Genomic DNA, 19,872 nt, shown 5'->3' on the forward strand with positions numbered 1-19,872 from the left:
ATCTACTAAAGCTCTATTACGGTATTACACTATTAATTCTATCAATATAATCTTTTACTGGAGACTCCTCATAAGGCAGTCCTTCATACCATTTTTTTTCACTGCTGCATTTTTCACTAAAATACCTAGCCTTTAGAACAATTTCAGGTCTATATTCAAAATGTAAAATGTCAAAATGGCTCCATTTTCCGCCCCATACAAAGTTATGTTTTTCAAAAACTTCAACCAGTTCATTAGGATAAGCTTGTAATCTTTTTTCTCCTTCTGTCCTTGAAGCCCACTGCCAATAATCTCTTTTATCCCTAGCTAAATCGATAGCAGTGCCAAAGGAGTGAGGACTAAGCCTGTTAGTATCTGCAATATGTCTATAATTAAAAGTTCCGTTTGCAGGAAACAAAGCTGTATTTATCTTTGGGCTGCTTTGACATATAGGCATAAGATCTTTCATAACAGCCTGCAGAGAATCTGCTGCATTATTATTTTTGTTAAACTGATATCTATGATATCCTACATTAACTATTTTTAAATTAGCTTCAACCTTTGCTTTTGAATCTCCATACACTTCCTGAAGTAATGGATATGATCTGCACCTTCCTGGATCAAAATTTTTTTCCATTAGTTTATCCGGCATGTTAAGCGGATAAATTTGTTCCATCATATCCTGCAAATCTGTATTTGCAAGTTTTTCCTCAAAGCTTTTAGTCTTTTTATCATCATAAAGAATTTTTCTACCTGACTTCATTATTACATATACCTTATCATCTTCAGTACGTACAATATCTTTTATATATTCAGGATAAGCCATCATTAAACATATCAAATCACGTTTCATAGTATTTGTGTATTCATCTTTATCAATGTACTCCAAATTTGAAGCTTTAACTACAATATTTATGTTTAATACTATAAAAGCCGTAGTTAAAAAGCTAATGATTTTTTTCACTGGTATTTCACCTCCAAAAAACTTAAAGGGCTTAATATAATATTTTCTAATATTTTAATGCTTATTTCATAGCTTTACCCCGGCGAGTTTATTGTATGTATGTAAAAATTTGCATAAAAAATAAGCTGCTGAAATATATATTTCAACAGCCATATCTATTACTTATTATCTATTATTCATAAAAGCTTCTATATCTTCAATTGATTTGATTATATCTTTTGAAAGATTTTCATTTCCATCTTCGGTAACAAGAACATTATCTTCAATTCTTATACCTATCTTCTCTTCTGCTATATATAAACCTGGTTCTACCGTAAGTATCATTCCTGGTTTAAGCTCTATTTCACGACTTCCAACATCATGTGTATCTAAACCAAGATAATGAGTTACATTGTGATAATAGTATTTGGACAACTCAGTAGATTCTTTAATTATACCAAGTTCTTTCAAACCTTCAGCTAGTACCTCTTTAGTTATTTCATTTAATCTTGTATAAGGTACTCCTGGTTTAATAGCTTTTATTGTTTCTAATTGAGCTTTTAGTACTAAATTATATATCTGCTTTTGTCTTTCAGTAAACTTGCCGTTTAGTGGGAAAGTACGGCTTATATCACCGTTATAGTAATTCCATTGAGCTCCTAAATCAAATAATATTAAATCGCCATCTTGAGTTTTTGAATTGTTATCTGAATAATGAAGTACTGTTCCATTTACACCTGAAGCAGCTATAGTTTTAAATGCATAATCAGTAACTCCTGCACACTTAAGAACGAAGTCAAAATATGCTTCTATTTGATATTCCATCATTCCAGGTTTTGCATTCTTCATAAGATTTTCTATACCATCTTTAGTTATTGATATAGCCTTTCTTATCTCCGCAACTTCTTCTTCAGTTTTTATTAATCTCAGATTTTCTAGTACATGGTATATATTTTTTATCTTAAGCTGAGGATATCTCTCAGAAACAAGCTTTGCAAACATAGTCGCTCTTGTTGGTAATGAGTCAAACTCTCTTCTTTCAAGATCAAGGTATAGATTTTCCACTTCGTAGGTAAGTATTAATCTATTTATACTTGCTTCAAAGTCTTCTAAATATTGTATGTCCTGTATACCTGATATTTCTGAAGCTTCGCTGCTGCTCATTCTTTCTCCTACCCATTTTGCAAGTACTGGGTCAGATTTTTCTATGAATAGTGTCTGTGATATTTTGTTGTTTATGTTAGAAATCATAAGTATCATTTTTTCTCTATTACTGCCTGTTAGATAGTAGAAGTTTCTATTAGGAGTAAATGCATAAGCTTCATCTGCTGACTTCTGTGGTGCCTCTCCTGCAAAGATAACAAGTATGGAATTATCCTTCATCTCTTTTATCACGTTTTCTCTGTTAGTTATAAAGAATTCCTTTTTCATTTTATCCTCCTTATTTGCCTTAGCATATAACACTTTTATTGATATATGTCATATAAATTTTGCTTATACCAATAATCATTTTTAACCTTTATGCTTTTGCACAAGATTAACACAATAATAATTCTATAGGATTTGAAAAACTCCTTCTTATTTTATTTGATAATATGAAAGTAGAGCTGCATTTTTCAAAATATATAGTATTTTATATTATAAGTTAGTTTATTTTATACCTCAAGCTCATATCCCATTGATTTTTTATGCCTTTTAAAGATACTAATATCACAAGTAGGCACTAACATAGCAAATATCCAACATGTTATGAAGGCATATCTTGGCTGCATCTCTGTAATTAAATATAGCAGTGCAAATCCACAGAAAAGAATATAAAATAAATTAACGTTTTTATTTTCAAGATATTCCCTTGAATTAAATAATCCTAAATAAACTTGTAAAATCATTGCAATATAAAATAGCTGGGAATAAACAGAGGTAGCCTTTGCGAAATCTGCTATAATCTTATGCCCTTCTACCTTTTCTGTAGCCCATCCTACACCATAAAAATCACCTATTGACCATTGTCCAATAAATTTAGATATATAAAACAATGTAAGTTTATATTTTGGTGTTGTAGCTAATCTTTTTTTTATAATGTTCTTAGATGCCTTTTCTACCCTGTTATAATCATAATCATATAATGAAGGTATATCGCTATCCTCTTTATTCCACATGCCATGTGATTTTATATTTGTCCCTCTAAGAACAGAGGTAATAGGCGGTTCACTGCCTCTCCAAAGCTTATGTTCAGTAATCTCACTTTTCATGAGCACATCACTAGCAGAATAAAATGTAAACAAAAATGCTAGCAGTATTATAGTAGAATTCTTTATTGCTGTTTTCACTTCAGAGTAAATTATTAGATATAAAATAAATGCTGCGACAAATATATATCCAACCATTCTAAATAAATTACCTGCTGCTAATAAAAAACCACACAAAATTAAATACGGCACATTTAAATTCTTCTTTACAATAAACAAAAATAAATATATAGCTGCTAGAAAAAAAGACATTGCTATATTTTCTGAGCAAACAACAGATGTATACACAATAAGTGGAGGAAATAAACTTATTGCCATAAGTGATAATACTTGTTTTCTTTTATCTTTATATACCTCACAGGTAATTAGATATGCTAAATAAATATTTAATGTAGATAAAATTACGTTTATTATTTTAATTGGCACTAGAGTATCTCCAAATACTTTTCTTAGTAAACCTAAATAGATTACAAAAGTGGTTAAGTGAGGAAATCTTCCTATATAGCTTGCACCTTTAAACATATGATAGTTTCCTTCAGAAAAGTCTTTGCCAAAATTATAAATTAGCTCAAAATCTGATGTAGGCTGAGTATTTACCAAGCATGTCCATAAAAGCCTTAGTATAAACCCTGAGATTATAATACCTGCTACAGCTTTTTTATTCCATTTATTTTTGTTACCATATTTATATAGTAAAAATACAATAACTATATTAAATATAGTGACTATAATTCCTTTTAAAAATACATGTTCTACTTCTCTATATTGTATTTTTGGATATAAATACAGCATAGCAAAGCTACCTATTACTATAAGTAAAAATAATACTCTTAAGCAATAGTTAATAAATCTATTGAACCCTTTTACCATATAACCCCTTCTCTTTATCTCATACAATCTTATTATATAAATGTTTCTTTAACCCTATTGAAATAATACACTATATTGCCACAATTTTCTACACCCTTTAAATTTTTATTTTAGCTCCAAAAATTTATTTTTAAAACAAAAATAAAAGACCAAGCATTTAACTCGGTCTTATTCCATAAACTCTCCCATATTTCTAAATTTATTATATCTATCTTCCAAAAGCTCTTCTGGAGTTTTATTTTCCAATTTCAAAAAGGTTTCCTCTATTGCATCTTTAATATTAGCTGAAGCTTCAGCCACATTCTTGTGAGCACCACCTAAAGGCTCTTTTATTACTCTATCTATTATTCCAAAATTTTTTAAGTCTTCTGCAGTAATTTTCATTATAGCTGCAGCTTCCTTTGCCCTGCTGCTGTCCTTCCACAATATGCTAGCATAACCTTCGGGAGAAAGAATTGAGTATATAGAATTTTCAAGCATGCATACTTCATCAGCAACTGCTAATGCCAATGCTCCGCCACTACCGCCTTCTCCTATAACTATAGATATTACAGGTACTTTAAGTTTAACCATTTCCATAAGGTTTCTCGCAATAGCTTCTCCTTGACCTCTTTCTTCTGCACCTACTCCACAAAATGCACCAGGAGTATCTATAAAGCATACTATTGGTCTTTTAAACTTCTCAGCTGCCTTCATAAATCTAAGAGCTTTTCTATAGCCTTCTGGATGAGGCATTCCAAAATTTCTTTTTATATTTTCTTTAGTATTCCTGCCCTTTTGCTGCCCAATTATAGTAACAGCCTTACCATTGAATTTTCCAATACCTGCAATAATGGCTTGATCATCTGAAAAGCTTCTATCTCCATGAAGTTCAATAAAATCTTCAAAGATTTCTCCTATATAATCTAGAGCTGTTGGCCTTTCAACCATTCTGGCAATAGACAGCTTCTCCCAAGGAGATAAATGATTGTAAACATCACTTTTCATTGTTTCAAGCTTAATTTCCATTTTTTCTATCTCTGCAGTTAAATCCATGTCCTGATCTTTAGAAAACTTTTTTAATTCATCTATTTTAACTGTTAATTCCTGAATCTTTTTTTCAAATTCTAACACAGCCATAAAGTCACCTCTCTCTTAATGGGACATTTGAAGATTTTTAGGCTTGATGATACTCTAAAAGTAGGCCTAGAGTATCCTTTAAATTCTCCCTTGGAACTACCTTATCTATAAAGCCATGATTTAATAAAAATTCAGCCGTCTGAAATCCCTCTGGCAGGCTTTGCTTTATAGTTTGCTCAATAACCCTTTTGCCAGCAAATCCGATAAGTGCCCCTGGCTCTGCTAATATTACATCTCCCAGCATTGCAAAGCTTGCTGTAACTCCACCAGTGGTTGGATCCGTAAGTACCGCTGTGTAGAACAGCCCGGCTTCATTATGCCTTGAAATTGCTGCACTTACCTTTGCCATTTGCATAAGTGAAAACATGCCTTCTTGCATTCTTGCTCCGCCTGAAGCTGTAAATATAACAACTGGAAGTCTATTTTTAGTAGCAAGTTCAACTGCTCTTGTAAGCTTTTCGCCAACAACTGAACCCATACTAGCCATCATAAATCTACTATCCATCACACCAATCACTATATCATGTCCATTTATCTTTCCTGTTCCAGTGATAACTGCCTCTTTCAAGTTAGAGTCTTTTCTAGCCCTTTCTATTTTTTGCTCATATCCTTCTATATCTAAAGGGTTTACACTACTCATATTTCTATCCAGTTGTCTAAAAGTACCTTCATCTATTATAGAATAAATTCTTTCCTGAGCTGTCATTCTAAAATGAGAGTTACAGCTAGGACAAACCATTGAGTGCTTTTCTAAATCTTTTTTATATAATGCCTTACCACAATTATCACATTTAATCCACATACCATTTGGTATGTTTGGTTTTTGCTCAGGTGCTTTATCTTCATCTTTTTCCTCATAATCAGGCTTTGAAGTTGAACTGTTAACAGTTAAATACTTAGTCTTTTTAAATAGTCCGTTAAACATATTAAATATCACCACACTTCCTGCAAACTAAATTCATATCTACAGATTAAATTCCTTGCCTATAAAGCCAGTGTCAAAATTACCTTCCACAAAAGACTTATTGTTTATAATTTTAAACTGGAATTCTATATTAGTATCCACACCTTCTATTACAAACTCTCCTAAAGCTCTTCTCATCTTACTTATAGCTTCTTCTCTATCTCTTCCATAAACTATAAGCTTTGCTACCATTGAGTCATAAGTAGGTGGTATAGTGTATCCTTGGTATACCGCACTATCTAATCTTACACCCAGGCCTCCAGGTACATGGAGTCTTTCAATTTTTCCTGGCGAAGGTCTAAAGCCCTTTTCTGGGTTCTCTGCATTTATTCTACATTCAATTGCATGACCTTTAACTTGAACACTTTCCTGAGCTATTGAAAGAGTTCTTCCTGCAGCTATATTTATCTGCTCTTTAATAAGGTCTACTCCTGTTACCATTTCAGTGATAGGATGCTCTACTTGAATTCTTGTATTCATTTCCATGAAATAATAATTTCCATGCTTGTCAACCAAAAATTCTATAGTACCTGCATTTGTATAATTAACAGCTTTAGCAGCCCTTACAGCTACTTCACCCATTTCTTTTCTTAATTCTTCTGTCATTAGCGGTGATGGTGCTTCCTCTAAAACCTTTTGATTTCTTCTTTGTATAGAACAATCCCTCTCACCTAAGTATATTGCATTACCATAACCATCAGCCAAAATTTGAAACTCTATGTGCCTTGGGTTTTCAACAAACTTTTCAACATACATAGTGTCATCGCCAAAAGCACCCTGAGCTTCTGACCTTGCAGTTTCAAAAGCCTTCGCAAACTCATCAGAACTTCTAACTATACGAATTCCTCTTCCGCCGCCTCCAGCTGAAGCCTTGATCATAACAGGATATCCTATTTGTTCAGCTAAAATTAATCCTTCATCTACGCTGGGTACAGCACCCTGAGATCCTGGAACAACAGGTACTCCTGCTTCTGTCATAATCTCTCTTGCACGGGACTTATTTCCCATCTTTTCAATGCTTTCAGCATCAGGACCTATAAAGGTTATATTGCAGTCCCTGCACATTTCAGCAAACTCACTATTTTCAGATAAAAATCCAAAACCTGGATGAATCGCTTCCGCACCAGATAATACTGTTGCACTTATAATATTTTGCATATTAAGATAGCTGTCACGAGCTCTTGCTGGCCCAATACATACAGCCTCATCAGCCATTTGAGTATGTAGAGCTTCTCTGTCTGTCTCGGAGTATACTGCCACAGTTTCAATTCCCATCTCACGACAGGCCCTTATTATTCTAACTGCTATTTCTCCTCTATTTGCAATAAGTATTTTCTTAAACATTACTTACCATCCTCCCTTTGGAGTACTAAGAAATAAAAAAGGATAACTCTGCCTCTGCAGCCTTTTGCCCATCTACATAAGCAATGGCTTTTCCAATTCCAATAGGACCTCTTCTCTTTATTATTTCAACTTCTAGTTTAAGTGTATCGCCTGGAAAGACCTTTTTTCTAAATTTAGCCTTATCAATTCCTGTAAAGTATCCTATTTTTCCTTTATGCTCCTCTAGTGACAACATAGAAGCTGCCCCTAGCTGTGCTAATGCTTCAATTATAAGCACTCCAGGCATTACTGGCTCCCCTGGGAAATGGCCTTGAAAGAAGTATTCATTCATAGTCACATTTTTATAACCAACTGCTCTAACTCCAGGTTCAAGAGTTTCTATTTTATCCACTAATAAGAAAGGATACCTATGAGGTATCAATTCCATTATTTCTTTTACACCTAACATAATTTTTCTCCTATCTAATTCTGAATAATGGCTGTCCGTACTCTACCATTTGTTCATTATTAACCAATATTTCAACTACTTCTCCATCAACTTCAGCTTCGATTTCATTCATAAGCTTCATAGCTTCGATAATGCATAGTGTATCTCCCTTTTTAACCTTAGAGCCCACCTTTACATATTGCTCCGCCTCTGGGCTTGGAGAAAGATAAAAAGTTCCTACTATTGGTGAAGTAATTAATATACCTTCTACTTTTTCATTATTAGTTTCTAGAGCAGCTTCTTCATTTATGAATTGCTCTTTAGAAGCTTTTACTTCCTGTTTTTGTACAGGTGCTGGAGCTTCAACAGCTTGAGCAGAAACTAATTGAGGCAATTTCTCAATTAGCACCTGTTCACACTTCTTTTCTAGCTTTATTTTTACTCCTTCAGATTCAACTTCTAATAAAGTTAAATTTGAATCACTCATTGTTTTAATAAGTTCTTGAATAGATTTATAATCCATATTTTTCACCTACTCATTCCACTTTTTAAGTATTATAGTTGCGTTATGTCCACCAAAGCCCAAAGAATTTGACAATGCATATTGAAGCTCTGCCTTCCTGGCTTTATTTGGCACACAATCTAAATCACAGTCTGGATCTGGATTTAAATAGCCTATTGTTGGAGGAATAATTCCTTCTCCTAAAGCCTTAGCGCAAGCTATAGCTTCTATAGCACCAGCAGCCCCTAGCAAGTGTCCAGTCATTGACTTTGTAGAACTTACAGGCACCTTATACGCCTGCTCTCCAAATACTGCTTTTATAGCAGCTGTTTCAAATTTATCATTTAATGGTGTACTAGTTCCATGGGCATTTATATAGGATATATCACTCTTGTCTATTCCTGCATCTTCTATAGCTAGCTGCATAGCTCTAGCTCCACCTTCTCCATCTGGAGCTGGTGATGTCATATGATATGCATCTCCGGTTGCACCATATCCTACTACCTCAGCATATATTTTTGCTCCTCTATTTAAAGCATGTTCTAAGGATTCAAGGATAACAATTCCTGCTCCTTCTCCCATAACAAACCCGCTTCTTTCCTTGTCAAAAGGTGTAGAAGCTCTATCTGGATCATTACTATTGCTTAAAGCTGTGAGATTAGTAAAACCAGCAAGGGCAAGTTCAGTTATAGAACCTTCAGCTCCTCCGGTAATCATTACATCAGAAACTCCATTTCTTATTAAATGAAAAGCATCGCCTATAGCATTAGTTCCTGAAGCACAGGCTGTAACAACACAGCTGCATATTCCCTTTGCTCCATATTTAATAGCTACATTTCCTGCTGCCATATTTGAGATTGCCATTGGAATAAATAATGGTGATACTCTATTTGGGCCTTTTTCTACAAGGGTTTTAACTTCCTTTTCTATAGTTGCAAGTCCGCCTATACCTGAGCCTATTAAAACACCCATTCTATATCTATTTTCATTTTCTAAATCTAATCCTGAATTTTCTATTGCTTCTTTTGCTGCTGCCATTGCAAATTGACAGTATCTATCCATTCTCTTTGCTTCTTTTCTATCCATATAATTTTCTGGAATAAAATTCTTAACCTCAGCAGCAAGTTTTACTTTGAATTTTTCAGTATCAAAATGAGTTATAAAGTCTATTCCATTTTTTCCTTCTATTAAACCATCCCAGTAAGAAGCTACATCATTTCCTATTGGAGTAATAGCCCCCATCCCAGTGATTACAACTCTATTATTCATGTTTTTCACCTTTCTCAATTAGTGTTGCTATAAAGCATAATATCTATAATTACATTACCATTCCGCCATCAACATTTAACACTTGACCAGTAATATATGAAGCTTCCTCAGAAGCTAGAAAAGCTACTAAATTTGCCACATCCTCTGGCTCACCTAATCTTTTTAGTGGAATACTATCAAGCATTGAATCTTTAACCTTATCAGATAATACATCTGTCATATCTGTTTTTATAAATCCAGGAGCTACAGCATTAACTGTGATACCTCTGCTTCCAAGCTCCTTTGCAACTGATTTTGTGATTCCAATTATGCCAGCCTTAGCAGCAGCATAATTCGCTTGACCTGCATTACCTATAAGTCCAATAACAGAAGCTATGTTTACTATTCTGCCTCTCTTTTGCTTTAACATAATTGAGCTTGCATGCTTTATGCAGTTAAAGCATCCTTTTAAATTAACCTCTATAACACTATCAAAATCTTCTTCCTTCATTCTAAGAAGCAAAGTATCTCTAGTTATTCCTGCATTATTAACAAGTATATCTAGTGAACCGAATTCTGCTACTGCAGCCTTCATTATTACTTCTGCCTCTTCAAACTTGCTTACATCTGCTTTAACAGCTAATGCTTTAATACCCTTTGTCTTAAGCTCTTCTATAATGCTTTCTGCTTCTTTTTCACTACTTCTATAATTAATTACAATGTTAGCACCTAAATCAGCGAGCTTTAAGGCAATTGCTTTTCCTATGCCTTTTGCTCCACCTGTTACTACAGCTGTTTTTCCTTTTAACATTTTATCCTCTCCTCAAGTATTGACCAAATTTATGCTCCTAATACTTCCAGCGCCTTTTCAAAGGACTTAATGTCTTCAACATTTACTACTACCGCTTTTCTGTTTATCTTCTTTACAAATCCACTAAGTGCCTTTCCTGGTCCTATTTCAACAAAAGTATCTACTCCATCCTCAAGCATTTTGCAAATGATATTCTCAAAAAGAACTGAACTCATAACTTGATTTCTAAGTAAATCCTTAATATTATCCACGTTGTCAACATATGTTCCAGTTACATTTGTCATAATTGGAACATTAATTGAGTTAAGCTCTATATTTTTTAATTCCTCTTCTAACTTGTCTGCTGCAGGCCTCAGCATAGAAGTATGAAACGGAGCACTAACAGAAAGAGGAATAGCTCTTCCCCCAATTTCTTTTGCCTTTTCTGAGGCAAAATTCACGGCCTCTATTTCGCCGCCAATAACTATTTGGCCAGGGCAGTTAAAATTAGCAGGCTCTACTATACCCTTTTCTGAAGCTAAGCTGCATATTTCTCTAACCTTTTCTCCATCAAGACCTAGTATTGCAGCCATAGTTCCAATTCCTTCTGGAACTGCTTCTTGCATGTATCTTCCTCTCTTCTTTACTAGCTTTACGGCAGTTTTAAAATCCAAAGCTCCGCTGCAAACCAGAGCTGAATATTCTCCAAGACTAAGTCCAGCTGTAACAGCAGGCTTTATTCCTTTTTCCTCTAAAGCTTTCATGGCAGCTATACTCATAGTAAGAATTGCAGGCTGAGTATTTTCAGTCTTATCTAATTCTTCCTTTGGTCCTTCAAAGCATAAATTAGCCATATCAAACCCAAGAGCTTCACTGGCTTCTTCAAAAACTTTTTTACTAGCCTCAATGTTCTCTGCCAATTCTTTGCCCATACCAATATATTGAGCTCCTTGGCCAGCAAAAATAAATGCTACTTTTCCCATAACCTTCTCCTCTATTGCTCAGAAACAATTATATTTTTACAGGCACTTTTCATTATATCTTCAGCTTCAGTAAACATTTCTTCAATTATTTCCTTACAGCTTTGTTTCTTATTTATAAGTCCTGCAATTTGACCTGCCATAACAGAACCATTCTCTACATCTCCATCTCTTGCAGCCTTAGGAAGACTTCCTCTTCCCAATTCCTCCAAGTCCTCCAATGAGGCATTTTCCTTCTCAAGCAATTGATATTGTCTTGAAAGCTTATTTCTTAGTACTCTTACTGGATGTCCTGTAGGTCTTCCAGTAACAGCTGAATCTATATCTTTTGCTCCAATTACTTTATCCTTATAATTTTCGTGTACTGTGCATTCATCAGCTACAAGGAATCTTGTTCCAACTTGAATTCCTGATGCTCCAAGCATAAAAGCAGCTGCAACGCCTCTTCCATCACCAATTCCTCCTGCTGCTATAACAGGTATGTTAACTGCATCAACTATTTGAGGAACACTAACCATAGTTGTAAGTTCTCCAATATGTCCTCCAGCTTCACAACCTTCCATAACTACTGCATCGGCTCCTGCTCTTTCCATTCTCTTAGCTAAAGCTACAGATGCAACAACAGGAATAACCTTTATTCCATGTGCCTTCCACATTTCTATATACTTTCCTGGGTTTCCAGCACCAGTAGTTACTACTTTAACTCCTTCTTCACAAACAAGCTTTGCTAAATCATCCGCATTAGGACTCAAAAGCATTATATTTACTCCAAAAGGTTTATCAGTAAGGGCCTTAGCCTTTCTAATTTCATCCCTAACTACTTCCACTGGAGCATTGGCTCCAGCAATAAGGCCTAAGCCTCCAGCATTAGAAACTCCAGCTGCCAAAGAGCTATCAGCTATCCAGGCCATTCCACCTTGAATAATTGGATACTTTATTCCAATCATGTCACAAAATACGGACTTTATCATAGTTTGCCTCCTTTGCTTGGTACACCTCTAGTAATCTATTTCTCGCCAGTTTTTTCTTCAACGTATTTAACTGCATCTTCAACGGTTTTTATACTTTCAGCATCTTCAATTTGAATTGAAAACTCTTCTTCTAGCTCTATTATTATTTGGAATAAATCAAGTGAATCTACTCCTAAATCTTCAAAGCTTGTTGTTAATTCTACTTCTGACTCCTCTACTCCTAATTGATCAACTATTACCTTTTTTATTTTTTCAAATACCATTTTAAAATTCCTCCATTATAAATTATTTTTCTTTTTTCGACTTATTTTGATTATCAAAGTATTAAATATTCCATTCCACTAGACATGCAGACCAGGTAAATCCTGCTCCGAAGGCAACTAATATTAATTTATCGCCTTTTTTTATAAGTCCTTTTTCATTCATTTCAGCTAAGGCTATAGGGATGCTGGCTGCTGAAGTGTTTCCATACTTATCAAGATTAATATAAAACTTTCCTTCAGGTGCTTTAAGTTTTTTTACAGCATACTCTATAATTCTTACATTAGCTTGGTGAGGTATAACGTATTTTATATCATCCATAGTTAAGCCACTATCCTTTAGTACCTTATCTATAGCTTCAATAACTATACTGCTGGCAAATCTAAACACTTCTTTGCCATCCATATGAAGCTTAATATTCTCAATTTCTTCTGGTTTTACAAGAGGGTTCTTTACAGGCACGCAGGTAATACCTAAGTATCCTGCTTTATTTCCTTGTGCTCCTGTGAATATTGAACTTACTCCTTTTTCATCACTTTCAGCAAGTACTGCAGCACCAGCTCCATCTCCAAATAAAACACAGGTACTCCTATCAGTCCAATCAGTTATCTTAGAAAGTACTTCAGCACCTATCACAAGTACTTTTTTGCACTCTCCTGTTTTTATAAACTGGGCTCCTATTCTTAAAGCATATACAAATCCTGAACAAGCAGCAGAAATATCAAAGCAGGATGCATTTACAGCACCAATTTTATCTTGAACAAAACATGCTGTTGAAGGACTCAATGCATCTGGAGAAGAAGTTGATAAAATAATCATATCTATCTCTTCAGGTTTAGTATCTGACATTTTAAGAGCCTTCATAACTGCCTTAGCAGCCAAATCTGAAGTATTTTCTCCTTTTGAAATTCTTCTTTCCTTTATACCAGTTCTTGTGGTTATCCACTCATCACTGGTATCCACAATTTTAGATAAATCATCGTTAGTCATTATATTATCAGGAATACCGCTTCCTATTCCTATGATTTTAACTTCTTTCATCTTTTTCTCCTTTTTAGACTTTATTCTCCTTCTTACCTTGAGGTAAATGATATTTTTCTTTAAAAAAGTTATTGAGCTTTTCAAGTGCTTTTACAAGCACCTGCTCTTCTTCCTCTGTAATATCCTCAATTGTAGCCTTTATCATATCCATATGAAACTTGTTATGAATTCTATAAGCAAGCTTTCCTCTTTTGTTAAGCTGAATTAGAACTACTCTTCTGTCTTCTTCAGCTCTTCTTCTTTCAACATAACCCTTCTTTACAAGATTATTAATTGCTATAGTGAGAGTACCTACTGTTATATCTAAATCTGCGGCAACCTCAGACATAGTTCTTGCTGAGTACATGCCAATGGCTTCAATTGTATGTATTTCGGTAATTGATAAATCACTAAATTCTCCTTCACTTAAAGCCTTTTGTTCAATTGATATTAGATCATTAAAATTTTCTACTAATAGTTCATTTAGAATATTAAAAGTTTTATCCATACGTATTGTATAAACCTCCTCTCACTATGTAATAATATATTTGTGGAAAACAATTAACTATTTTTGACCATCAAATATTTTGATAATCAAAGTATATAAAAAAAATAAACCGCTGTCAATATACTTTCCATAAATTTCATAATTGTATATTGTTACACAGCGATTCATAATTAAAGCATATAAATAATTTAAAGCTTGCTAATTTCTCTTCTAATCCAGTCCAATACAGTTACAACTGTTCTATTTCTTACCTTTTGTCTATCTCCACTAAGATTTAACTTTTTAACTTCCACTTTTCCTCTAATATAAAGTCCAACATAAACTAAACCTACAGGCTTATCTTCTGTTCCTCCTCCTGGTCCAGCTATTCCAGTTACAGAAACACCTATGTCCGTCCCTGCGGCTTTTGCTATGCCTTCTGCCATTTCTCTTGCTGTTTCCTCACTCACTGCACCAAAGCTATCCAGAGTTTCTTCTTTTACGCCTAGGTATTTCATTTTAGCTTCATTGCTGTAGGTTACAACACCTTCAAGATAGGATGCAGATATTCCAGGATAATTAATAAGCCTACCAGATAGCATCCCTCCCGTACAGGATTCTGCAGTAGAAATTGTAAGTTTTTTATTCACTAAAAGTTCGCCTACTACATCTTCAAGTGTAGTTTCACCTACTGCATATATATCCTCACCCAATATATTTCTTATTTCTCTTTCCATAGGTTCAATAAGCCTTTTTGCTTCTACCATATTTTCAGCCTTAGCAGTAATTCTTAAAGTAACCTCGCCTTCTTTAGCATAAGGAGCTACAGTAGGATTACTTTGATTATCAATTATATGGGCAATTTTTTCTACCATGTGCCCTTCACCAATACCACATATCCTTAACACTTTAGATACTAGAATACTATCTTGGTATTTTTCAAGATAGGGTACTACATAATTTTCGAACATAGGCTTCATTTCTCTTGGTGGTCCAGGTAAAAGCACTAAAATCTTATCGCCTTCCTTAAGAATACATCCTGGTGCAGTACCATTTGGGTTAGGTAAAACAACCGAACCTTCTGGCATATAAGCTTGTTTTTTATTATTTTCACTAACTTCTCTGCCTTGTTTTTCAAAATACTGTGTTAACATAAGATATGATTCTTCGTGTAAAATAAGTTTTCGATTAAAATACGCCGCAGCTGTTTCCTTTGTAAGGTCATCCTTTGTAGGCCCAAGTCCTCCAGTTGCTATAATAAGTTCCACCCTGCTAAATCCAAGTGCAAGGGAATCTTTAAGTCTGGCTGAATTGTCCCCTACTGCGGAATGATAATAAACACCAATTCCTAAATCTGCTAGCCTTCTTGCTATGTACTGAGCATTGGTATTTACAATATCGCCCATTAATACTTCTGTCCCTACTGCCATTATTTCAGCTTTCATTAGTATCACTCTCCAATTATTTAAAAATCTGCTACTCTTATTTTATCACTAATTTAGATTGTTATCTCTTCTCTGCCTTAATATGATTATTATATGCATCAATATGGGTCAGCTTAATAGTACCATCCTGTTTAAAATCAAGGATTACAGTTTCATCTACAAATTTAGTTCTAAATTTTATTTTATCCATGGCTACGTCTGTAGCTACCATTTCGTATTTATAAAGAACATCATACCTTTTAGGTATAGTTAGATAAATCTTACCTTCTTCTATGGATAAACTTAATTGAACATCACTGCATGAATTAAAATCTCCAGTTATAACATTTTTAAGGCTAGTTGGTACTTCCTTCGCTTCATATCTCTTAGAATTATCTACCTTCTCCCCAAAAACAATCTTAGCTATATCATCGCTAATTTTTTCTATAGGCGTCAAGTTAAAATTACTAAGCACAATGATTGCCAGGTCATCCTCCACATATCTGCTAAAAAAACTTACATAACCATTTACATCACCAAAATGATACATTTTTTTCTTTTGTATACTATTAAAACATTGCAGCTCACAGAACCAGTCAAAACCACAAGCTCCATTACATATATTAAACATCTTGTCCAATTGTTTTTTACTGACTAACTTTTCTGTATACAGGGCTTTATGCCAAATATACAAATCTTCCACAGTAGAATACAACCCATAGGTACCTTTTGCTATGCTCATATCAATAAAATCAGCATGCTTAAGATTTTTCCATATAGTGTAACCTTCAGCATAATTTTTAATTATTGCTTTTCCATCATCGCACCCAGTATTCTCCATGCCTAAGGGTTCAAAAATATTATGCTTTAAGAATTCTTCATAGGAAGTAATGCTTACCTTTTCAATTAAGTATGCTAAAATAGTATAATTTGAGTTTGAGTATTCGAATTTTGTGCCTGGCTCAAAATTTAAAGGTAGATTCTTAAATAAATTTATAGTTGATTCAAGAGTTGTAGGAAGTCTCATTGTCTTAGTCCAATATTGAGGATCACAAACAAAATCCTTAATCCCACTTGTATGGTTTAATAACTGTTGTATAGTTATTTTGCTGCCACTAGGAAAGTCCACTATATATTTACTTAATGAATCAGTTAAAGATATCTTGCCCTGCTCCTCTAATTGCAGCACAGCCATGGCAGTAAATGCTTTTGTTAAAGATCCAATTTTAAATTTAGTGCATCTGGTGTTTTTCACGTCATACTGATGACAAGCATACCCATAGCCCTGATTTATTAACTTTTCACCTTTATAACCCACCAATATTGAGCCACTAAAATATCCATTTACAGCTAGTTCATCCATGTATGTACTTACCAAGTCTTTAAGTTTACAGCAATTGTAAACTGAATCCCCCATTTTAATTACCTCACTTTTTTCCATACCTAATAAACAACTACGAGTCCCATAAGCTTTGCCAAAGAAGCTGCTTGAAAAGCTGATACTACTGCTCCATTCAAATCCTCAATTCTTACGCCCATTCCTTCTATATCGCAAGTAGTAAAATCCATTCCACCAAGCTTAGTTCCTGACATTTGCCCTTGAATCAAGCTGCACTTATCAAAGTTGACTTTTATAAAATTACATTTTTGAAAGTCTGAACCTTTAAGCTCACATTCCTCAAAACTTACCTGTTTGCAATCAGAAAATCTAAAAAATGAAAACTGTCCATTACATTCTTTAAAACTAACATTTCTAAGTGTGGTCTCACTCATATTTATACCTACAAGTTTGCAGTTTACAAACTCTGCCCTATGAATAACAGCTTCACTGAGACAAGCGTTTGATAAATCACAGTTTTCAAATCTAACATCAGTGATTTCTATCTTATTAAATTCAGAATCTCTTAACACAGCATTTCTAAAAAGCATTTGATTAATACTTAAATTATCCACTTCAGCATTATTATGACAAAAATCTCTCACAATGCCTTGCGATATCTCCCCCTCTTCGTTTTTATATATATTTAATAGATCTATTTCTTTTAAATCATAAGGTAATTTAGGTTTTTCAACTTTAATTTTATTTATAGTATCTTTCATCCATTCATCCCTCGTTTAATAATACATTTTATTTATAACATTAATTCTATCACAAAACTTTTATTTTATGTCAACATTTTGTAAATATTTAACAATTTGTTTCTATACTGCTGTTTTTTGCTTAAAAATTAATATAGTAAAAGTTATTATTGAATTTATAAAATGTATACTATTTCAATTGGTAATAGATAATATTACCAGCATATTAAAAACTAAAATGGTTAACATAATATCAGAGAACAGATAAAGATTAAGCCAAAGCTTGTATGTATTCTTGTTGAATATATATGGGTGGGTCTAGATTGTATGTACCTTAGTAATAATTTATATACAATCAGATAGATTCTATATAGTTAGGAAAAGTGTTATTATGGTCGGATTTGAAAATCTTATCATAATAATACTCCAACTTATTATATAGGGTTCAGCTAACATCATATAAGGTGTTGTAGTGATGTTATATAGCCGTGAGGTTATATAGGGTTGTGTAAATATTTTATATGGTGGAACGAACCATTATTATAAGTAATGATTTGTTTATATATAGTCGAAAGATTATATATATATGATAAATTATTTATAATAGTGCTAGTTATATCTTTTATCTGTTCTTTTATATTTTTCTCATGGCTGCTCTTTACTGCCAGCATCAATATCCATTTAATACACTTGACATTTTAAACATATTTCTTTAAAATTTTGATTATCAAACTATTTGATTTTCAAATAAATATTAAAGAAAGCAGGCGAAAATATTGAAGTTACCTGAATTAACTATTGGTAATATAAAAGCATTAGTTCCAATTATCCAAGGCGGAATGGGTATTGGGGTTTCACTCCATAAGTTAGCTGCTGCTGTAGCTGCTGAAGGAGGTATAGGTATAATATCTGGTGCTCAACCTGGGTTTGCTGAACCTGATTTTATAAAAAATACTTTAGGAGCTAATCTCAGAGCATTAAAAAATGAAATAAGATTGGCAAAAGAAAAATGTAAAAATGGTATAATCGGAGTTAACCTTATGGTTGCTACAAATGGTTATGCAGAGTATGTTAAAGCCGCTATAGAAGCAAAAGCTGATTTAATAATATCCGGGGCTGGACTTCCTTTAGAGCTTCCAAAATTAACTCAAGGAAGTGATATAAAAATAGCACCTATAGTATCCTCTGCAAAAGCAATTTCAGTAATTTGCAAGATGTGGGAAAAAAGGTACAATGCTACTCCAGACATGGTTATTGTAGAAGGCCCAGAAGCTGGTGGACACTTAGGCTTTTCTAAAAATGATGAGCTGCTTAATAAACCTTCTGCTCTAGAACAAATTGTAGTTGAGGTAAAACAGGCGCTTAATACCTTCGAAAATAAATATAATAAAAGTATACCAGTAATTGCTGCAGGAGGCATTTTTGACGGAAAAGATATTGCAAAGTTTTTAAGTCTTGGTGCAAGTGGTGTGCAAATGGCTACGAGATTTGTTGCTACTGAAGAATGTGATGCTGATGAAAATTATAAAAAAGCTTATGTAGAAGCTAAAAAAGAAGATATTCAGATTGTAGTAAGCCCTGTAGGAATGCCTGGAAGAGCTATTAGAAATAAATTTATAGAAAAAGTAGAGGGTGGCTCTCAAAAAGTAAAGTGTCTTTATAACTGCTTAAAGCCTTGTGACCCTAAGAGTACACCTTATTGCATCTCCGAAGCTTTAATTAATGCTAGGGAAGGTAATGTAGATGATGGATTAATCTTCTGTGGAAGTAACGTGTACAGAATTGATAAAATAGTTCCAGTTAAGGAATTAATTCATGAACTAGTTACTGAAGCTGAATTAAACTATAGAGGAATTGATAGTATATCAATATAATTATTTCTAAAAGAGAGGTTTCATATAAATGTAACCTCTCTTTTAATTTGCCTTGAGTTCACGAATTTTTTACAAGTAAATACACAGTTTTACATTTAATATGTTGAATTCCATTTTTTATATGATATAATTATAATTGTATTTAATTAAACGACAATTATAACCAGAATATCCATAACTTAATAAAGGCAAACTTGTCTAAAGGCAAGGACGCAAAGCCATGGATCTAAAGGATTTACTCCCATGATTGCCAGGTTGCTAAGTTAGTGCTGCTATAATAGATAGCCTTTCTTAGGCTGTCTATTTTTTTATTTATGACGGCTTTAATAGACAGGAGGAAA

At 33.6% G+C, this 19,872-nt stretch carries 19 protein-coding genes and 1 riboswitch; of the genes, 1 reads left to right on the forward strand and 18 read right to left on the reverse strand.

What is annotated here, in order from left to right; translation table 11 throughout:
* Positions 1 to 16: 16 nt before the first annotated feature.
* The 18 genes from bsdE14_RS06440 to bsdE14_RS06525 form a co-directional block, all read right to left on the reverse strand.
* Positions 17 to 943, reverse strand: coding sequence for a M15 family metallopeptidase (locus bsdE14_RS06440; protein WP_264849130.1), 927 nt, complete (start codon positions 941 to 943; stop codon positions 17 to 19).
* 165 nt (positions 944 to 1,108) lie between these two features.
* Positions 1,109 to 2,353, reverse strand: coding sequence for an aminopeptidase P family protein (locus bsdE14_RS06445; RefSeq protein WP_264849131.1), 1,245 nt, complete (start codon positions 2,351 to 2,353; stop codon positions 1,109 to 1,111).
* Between the two features lie 224 nt (positions 2,354 to 2,577).
* Positions 2,578 to 4,041, reverse strand: a complete 1,464-nt coding sequence (locus tag bsdE14_RS06450) for a glycosyltransferase family 39 protein (protein ID WP_264849132.1) — start codon at positions 4,039 to 4,041, stop codon at positions 2,578 to 2,580.
* A gap of 168 nt (positions 4,042 to 4,209) precedes the next feature.
* A complete protein-coding gene (locus bsdE14_RS06455) occupies positions 4,210 to 5,154 on the reverse strand; it encodes an acetyl-CoA carboxylase carboxyltransferase subunit alpha (RefSeq protein ID WP_264852233.1) in 945 nt (314 codons plus the stop codon).
* A 43-nt stretch (positions 5,155 to 5,197) separates the two neighbouring features.
* A complete protein-coding gene (gene accD / locus bsdE14_RS06460) occupies positions 5,198 to 6,085 on the reverse strand; it encodes an acetyl-CoA carboxylase, carboxyltransferase subunit beta (RefSeq protein WP_264849133.1) in 888 nt (295 codons plus the stop codon).
* Between the two features lie 39 nt (positions 6,086 to 6,124).
* Positions 6,125 to 7,468 (reverse strand): acetyl-CoA carboxylase biotin carboxylase subunit, encoded by a 1,344-nt coding sequence (locus bsdE14_RS06465; protein ID WP_264849134.1) that lies wholly within the window; start codon positions 7,466 to 7,468, stop codon positions 6,125 to 6,127.
* Between the two features lie 25 nt (positions 7,469 to 7,493).
* Positions 7,494 to 7,916, reverse strand: a complete 423-nt coding sequence (gene fabZ / locus bsdE14_RS06470; RefSeq protein WP_435382425.1) for a 3-hydroxyacyl-ACP dehydratase FabZ — start codon at positions 7,914 to 7,916, stop codon at positions 7,494 to 7,496.
* A gap of 10 nt (positions 7,917 to 7,926) precedes the next feature.
* The gene (gene accB, locus bsdE14_RS06475) at positions 7,927 to 8,418 is read right to left on the reverse strand and encodes an acetyl-CoA carboxylase biotin carboxyl carrier protein (RefSeq protein ID WP_264849135.1); all 492 of its coding nucleotides are present in this window, start codon (positions 8,416 to 8,418) and stop codon (positions 7,927 to 7,929) included.
* Positions 8,419 to 8,427: 9 nt separating this feature from the next.
* A complete protein-coding gene (gene fabF / locus bsdE14_RS06480) occupies positions 8,428 to 9,666 on the reverse strand; it encodes a beta-ketoacyl-ACP synthase II (RefSeq protein WP_264849136.1) in 1,239 nt (412 codons plus the stop codon).
* Positions 9,667 to 9,715: 49 nt separating this feature from the next.
* Positions 9,716 to 10,456 (reverse strand): 3-oxoacyl-[acyl-carrier-protein] reductase, encoded by a 741-nt coding sequence (gene fabG, locus bsdE14_RS06485; RefSeq protein ID WP_264849137.1) that lies wholly within the window; start codon positions 10,454 to 10,456, stop codon positions 9,716 to 9,718.
* Positions 10,457 to 10,485: 29 nt separating this feature from the next.
* Positions 10,486 to 11,418, reverse strand: a complete 933-nt coding sequence (gene fabD / locus bsdE14_RS06490; protein WP_264849138.1) for an ACP S-malonyltransferase — start codon at positions 11,416 to 11,418, stop codon at positions 10,486 to 10,488.
* An 11-nt stretch (positions 11,419 to 11,429) separates the two neighbouring features.
* Complete coding sequence (gene fabK, locus bsdE14_RS06495) at positions 11,430 to 12,386, reverse strand: enoyl-[acyl-carrier-protein] reductase FabK (RefSeq protein WP_264849139.1); 957 nt, start codon at positions 12,384 to 12,386, stop codon at positions 11,430 to 11,432.
* Positions 12,387 to 12,421: 35 nt separating this feature from the next.
* Positions 12,422 to 12,649, reverse strand: coding sequence for an acyl carrier protein (gene acpP, locus bsdE14_RS06500; RefSeq protein WP_264849140.1), 228 nt, complete (start codon positions 12,647 to 12,649; stop codon positions 12,422 to 12,424).
* Between the two features lie 61 nt (positions 12,650 to 12,710).
* A complete protein-coding gene (locus tag bsdE14_RS06505; RefSeq protein ID WP_264849141.1) occupies positions 12,711 to 13,688 on the reverse strand; it encodes a beta-ketoacyl-ACP synthase III in 978 nt (325 codons plus the stop codon).
* Between the two features lie 13 nt (positions 13,689 to 13,701).
* Positions 13,702 to 14,175: a MarR family winged helix-turn-helix transcriptional regulator gene (locus tag bsdE14_RS06510; protein WP_264849142.1), complete on the reverse strand. Its 474-nt coding sequence runs from the start codon at positions 14,173 to 14,175 to the stop codon at positions 13,702 to 13,704.
* A 188-nt stretch (positions 14,176 to 14,363) separates the two neighbouring features.
* On the reverse strand, positions 14,364 to 15,599 hold the full coding sequence (locus bsdE14_RS06515) for a competence/damage-inducible protein A (protein WP_264849143.1): 1,236 nt from the start codon (positions 15,597 to 15,599) through the stop codon (positions 14,364 to 14,366).
* Positions 15,600 to 15,660: 61 nt separating this feature from the next.
* Entirely contained in the window at positions 15,661 to 16,995 is a 1,335-nt protein-coding gene (locus bsdE14_RS06520) for a serine hydrolase domain-containing protein (protein ID WP_264849144.1), read from the reverse strand.
* A gap of 26 nt (positions 16,996 to 17,021) precedes the next feature.
* Positions 17,022 to 17,678 (reverse strand): pentapeptide repeat-containing protein, encoded by a 657-nt coding sequence (locus bsdE14_RS06525; protein WP_264849145.1) that lies wholly within the window; start codon positions 17,676 to 17,678, stop codon positions 17,022 to 17,024.
* Between the two features lie 755 nt (positions 17,679 to 18,433).
* Here bsdE14_RS06525 and bsdE14_RS06530 point away from each other — a divergent pair.
* Positions 18,434 to 19,531, forward strand: a complete 1,098-nt coding sequence (locus bsdE14_RS06530; protein ID WP_264849146.1) for an NAD(P)H-dependent flavin oxidoreductase — start codon at positions 18,434 to 18,436, stop codon at positions 19,529 to 19,531.
* A gap of 177 nt (positions 19,532 to 19,708) precedes the next feature.
* A riboswitch (cyclic di-GMP riboswitch) is annotated at positions 19,709 to 19,794 on the forward strand.
* Positions 19,795 to 19,872 lie beyond the last annotated feature (78 nt).

Origin of the sequence: Clostridium omnivorum, assembly GCF_026012015.1 — a bacterium.
Lineage (GTDB): Bacteria > Bacillota > Clostridia > Clostridiales > Clostridiaceae > Clostridium_AX > Clostridium_AX omnivorum.

Coding starts and splice junctions, on each gene's coding strand:
- bsdE14_RS06445 (WP_264849131.1), bottom strand. CDS start 2,353: ATGAAAAAGGAATTCTTTATAACTAACAGAGAAAACGTGATAAAAGAG.
- bsdE14_RS06450 (WP_264849132.1), bottom strand. CDS start 4,041: ATGGTAAAAGGGTTCAATAGATTTATTAACTATTGCTTAAGAGTATTA.
- accD (WP_264849133.1), bottom strand. CDS start 6,085: ATGTTTAACGGACTATTTAAAAAGACTAAGTATTTAACTGTTAACAGT.
- bsdE14_RS06465 (WP_264849134.1), bottom strand. CDS start 7,468: ATGTTTAAGAAAATACTTATTGCAAATAGAGGAGAAATAGCAGTTAGA.
- fabZ (WP_435382425.1), bottom strand. CDS start 7,916: ATGTTAGGTGTAAAAGAAATAATGGAATTGATACCTCATAGGTATCCT.
- accB (WP_264849135.1), bottom strand. CDS start 8,418: ATGGATTATAAATCTATTCAAGAACTTATTAAAACAATGAGTGATTCA.
- fabF (WP_264849136.1), bottom strand. CDS start 9,666: ATGAATAATAGAGTTGTAATCACTGGGATGGGGGCTATTACTCCAATA.
- fabG (WP_264849137.1), bottom strand. CDS start 10,456: ATGTTAAAAGGAAAAACAGCTGTAGTAACAGGTGGAGCAAAAGGCATA.
- fabD (WP_264849138.1), bottom strand. CDS start 11,418: ATGGGAAAAGTAGCATTTATTTTTGCTGGCCAAGGAGCTCAATATATT.
- fabK (WP_264849139.1), bottom strand. CDS start 12,386: ATGATAAAGTCCGTATTTTGTGACATGATTGGAATAAAGTATCCAATT.
- acpP (WP_264849140.1), bottom strand. CDS start 12,649: ATGGTATTTGAAAAAATAAAAAAGGTAATAGTTGATCAATTAGGAGTA.
- bsdE14_RS06505 (WP_264849141.1), bottom strand. CDS start 13,688: ATGAAAGAAGTTAAAATCATAGGAATAGGAAGCGGTATTCCTGATAAT.
- bsdE14_RS06510 (WP_264849142.1), bottom strand. CDS start 14,175: ATGGATAAAACTTTTAATATTCTAAATGAACTATTAGTAGAAAATTTT.
- bsdE14_RS06515 (WP_264849143.1), bottom strand. CDS start 15,599: ATGAAAGCTGAAATAATGGCAGTAGGGACAGAAGTATTAATGGGCGAT.
- bsdE14_RS06520 (WP_264849144.1), bottom strand. CDS start 16,995: ATGGGGGATTCAGTTTACAATTGCTGTAAACTTAAAGACTTGGTAAGT.
- bsdE14_RS06525 (WP_264849145.1), bottom strand. CDS start 17,678: ATGAAAGATACTATAAATAAAATTAAAGTTGAAAAACCTAAATTACCT.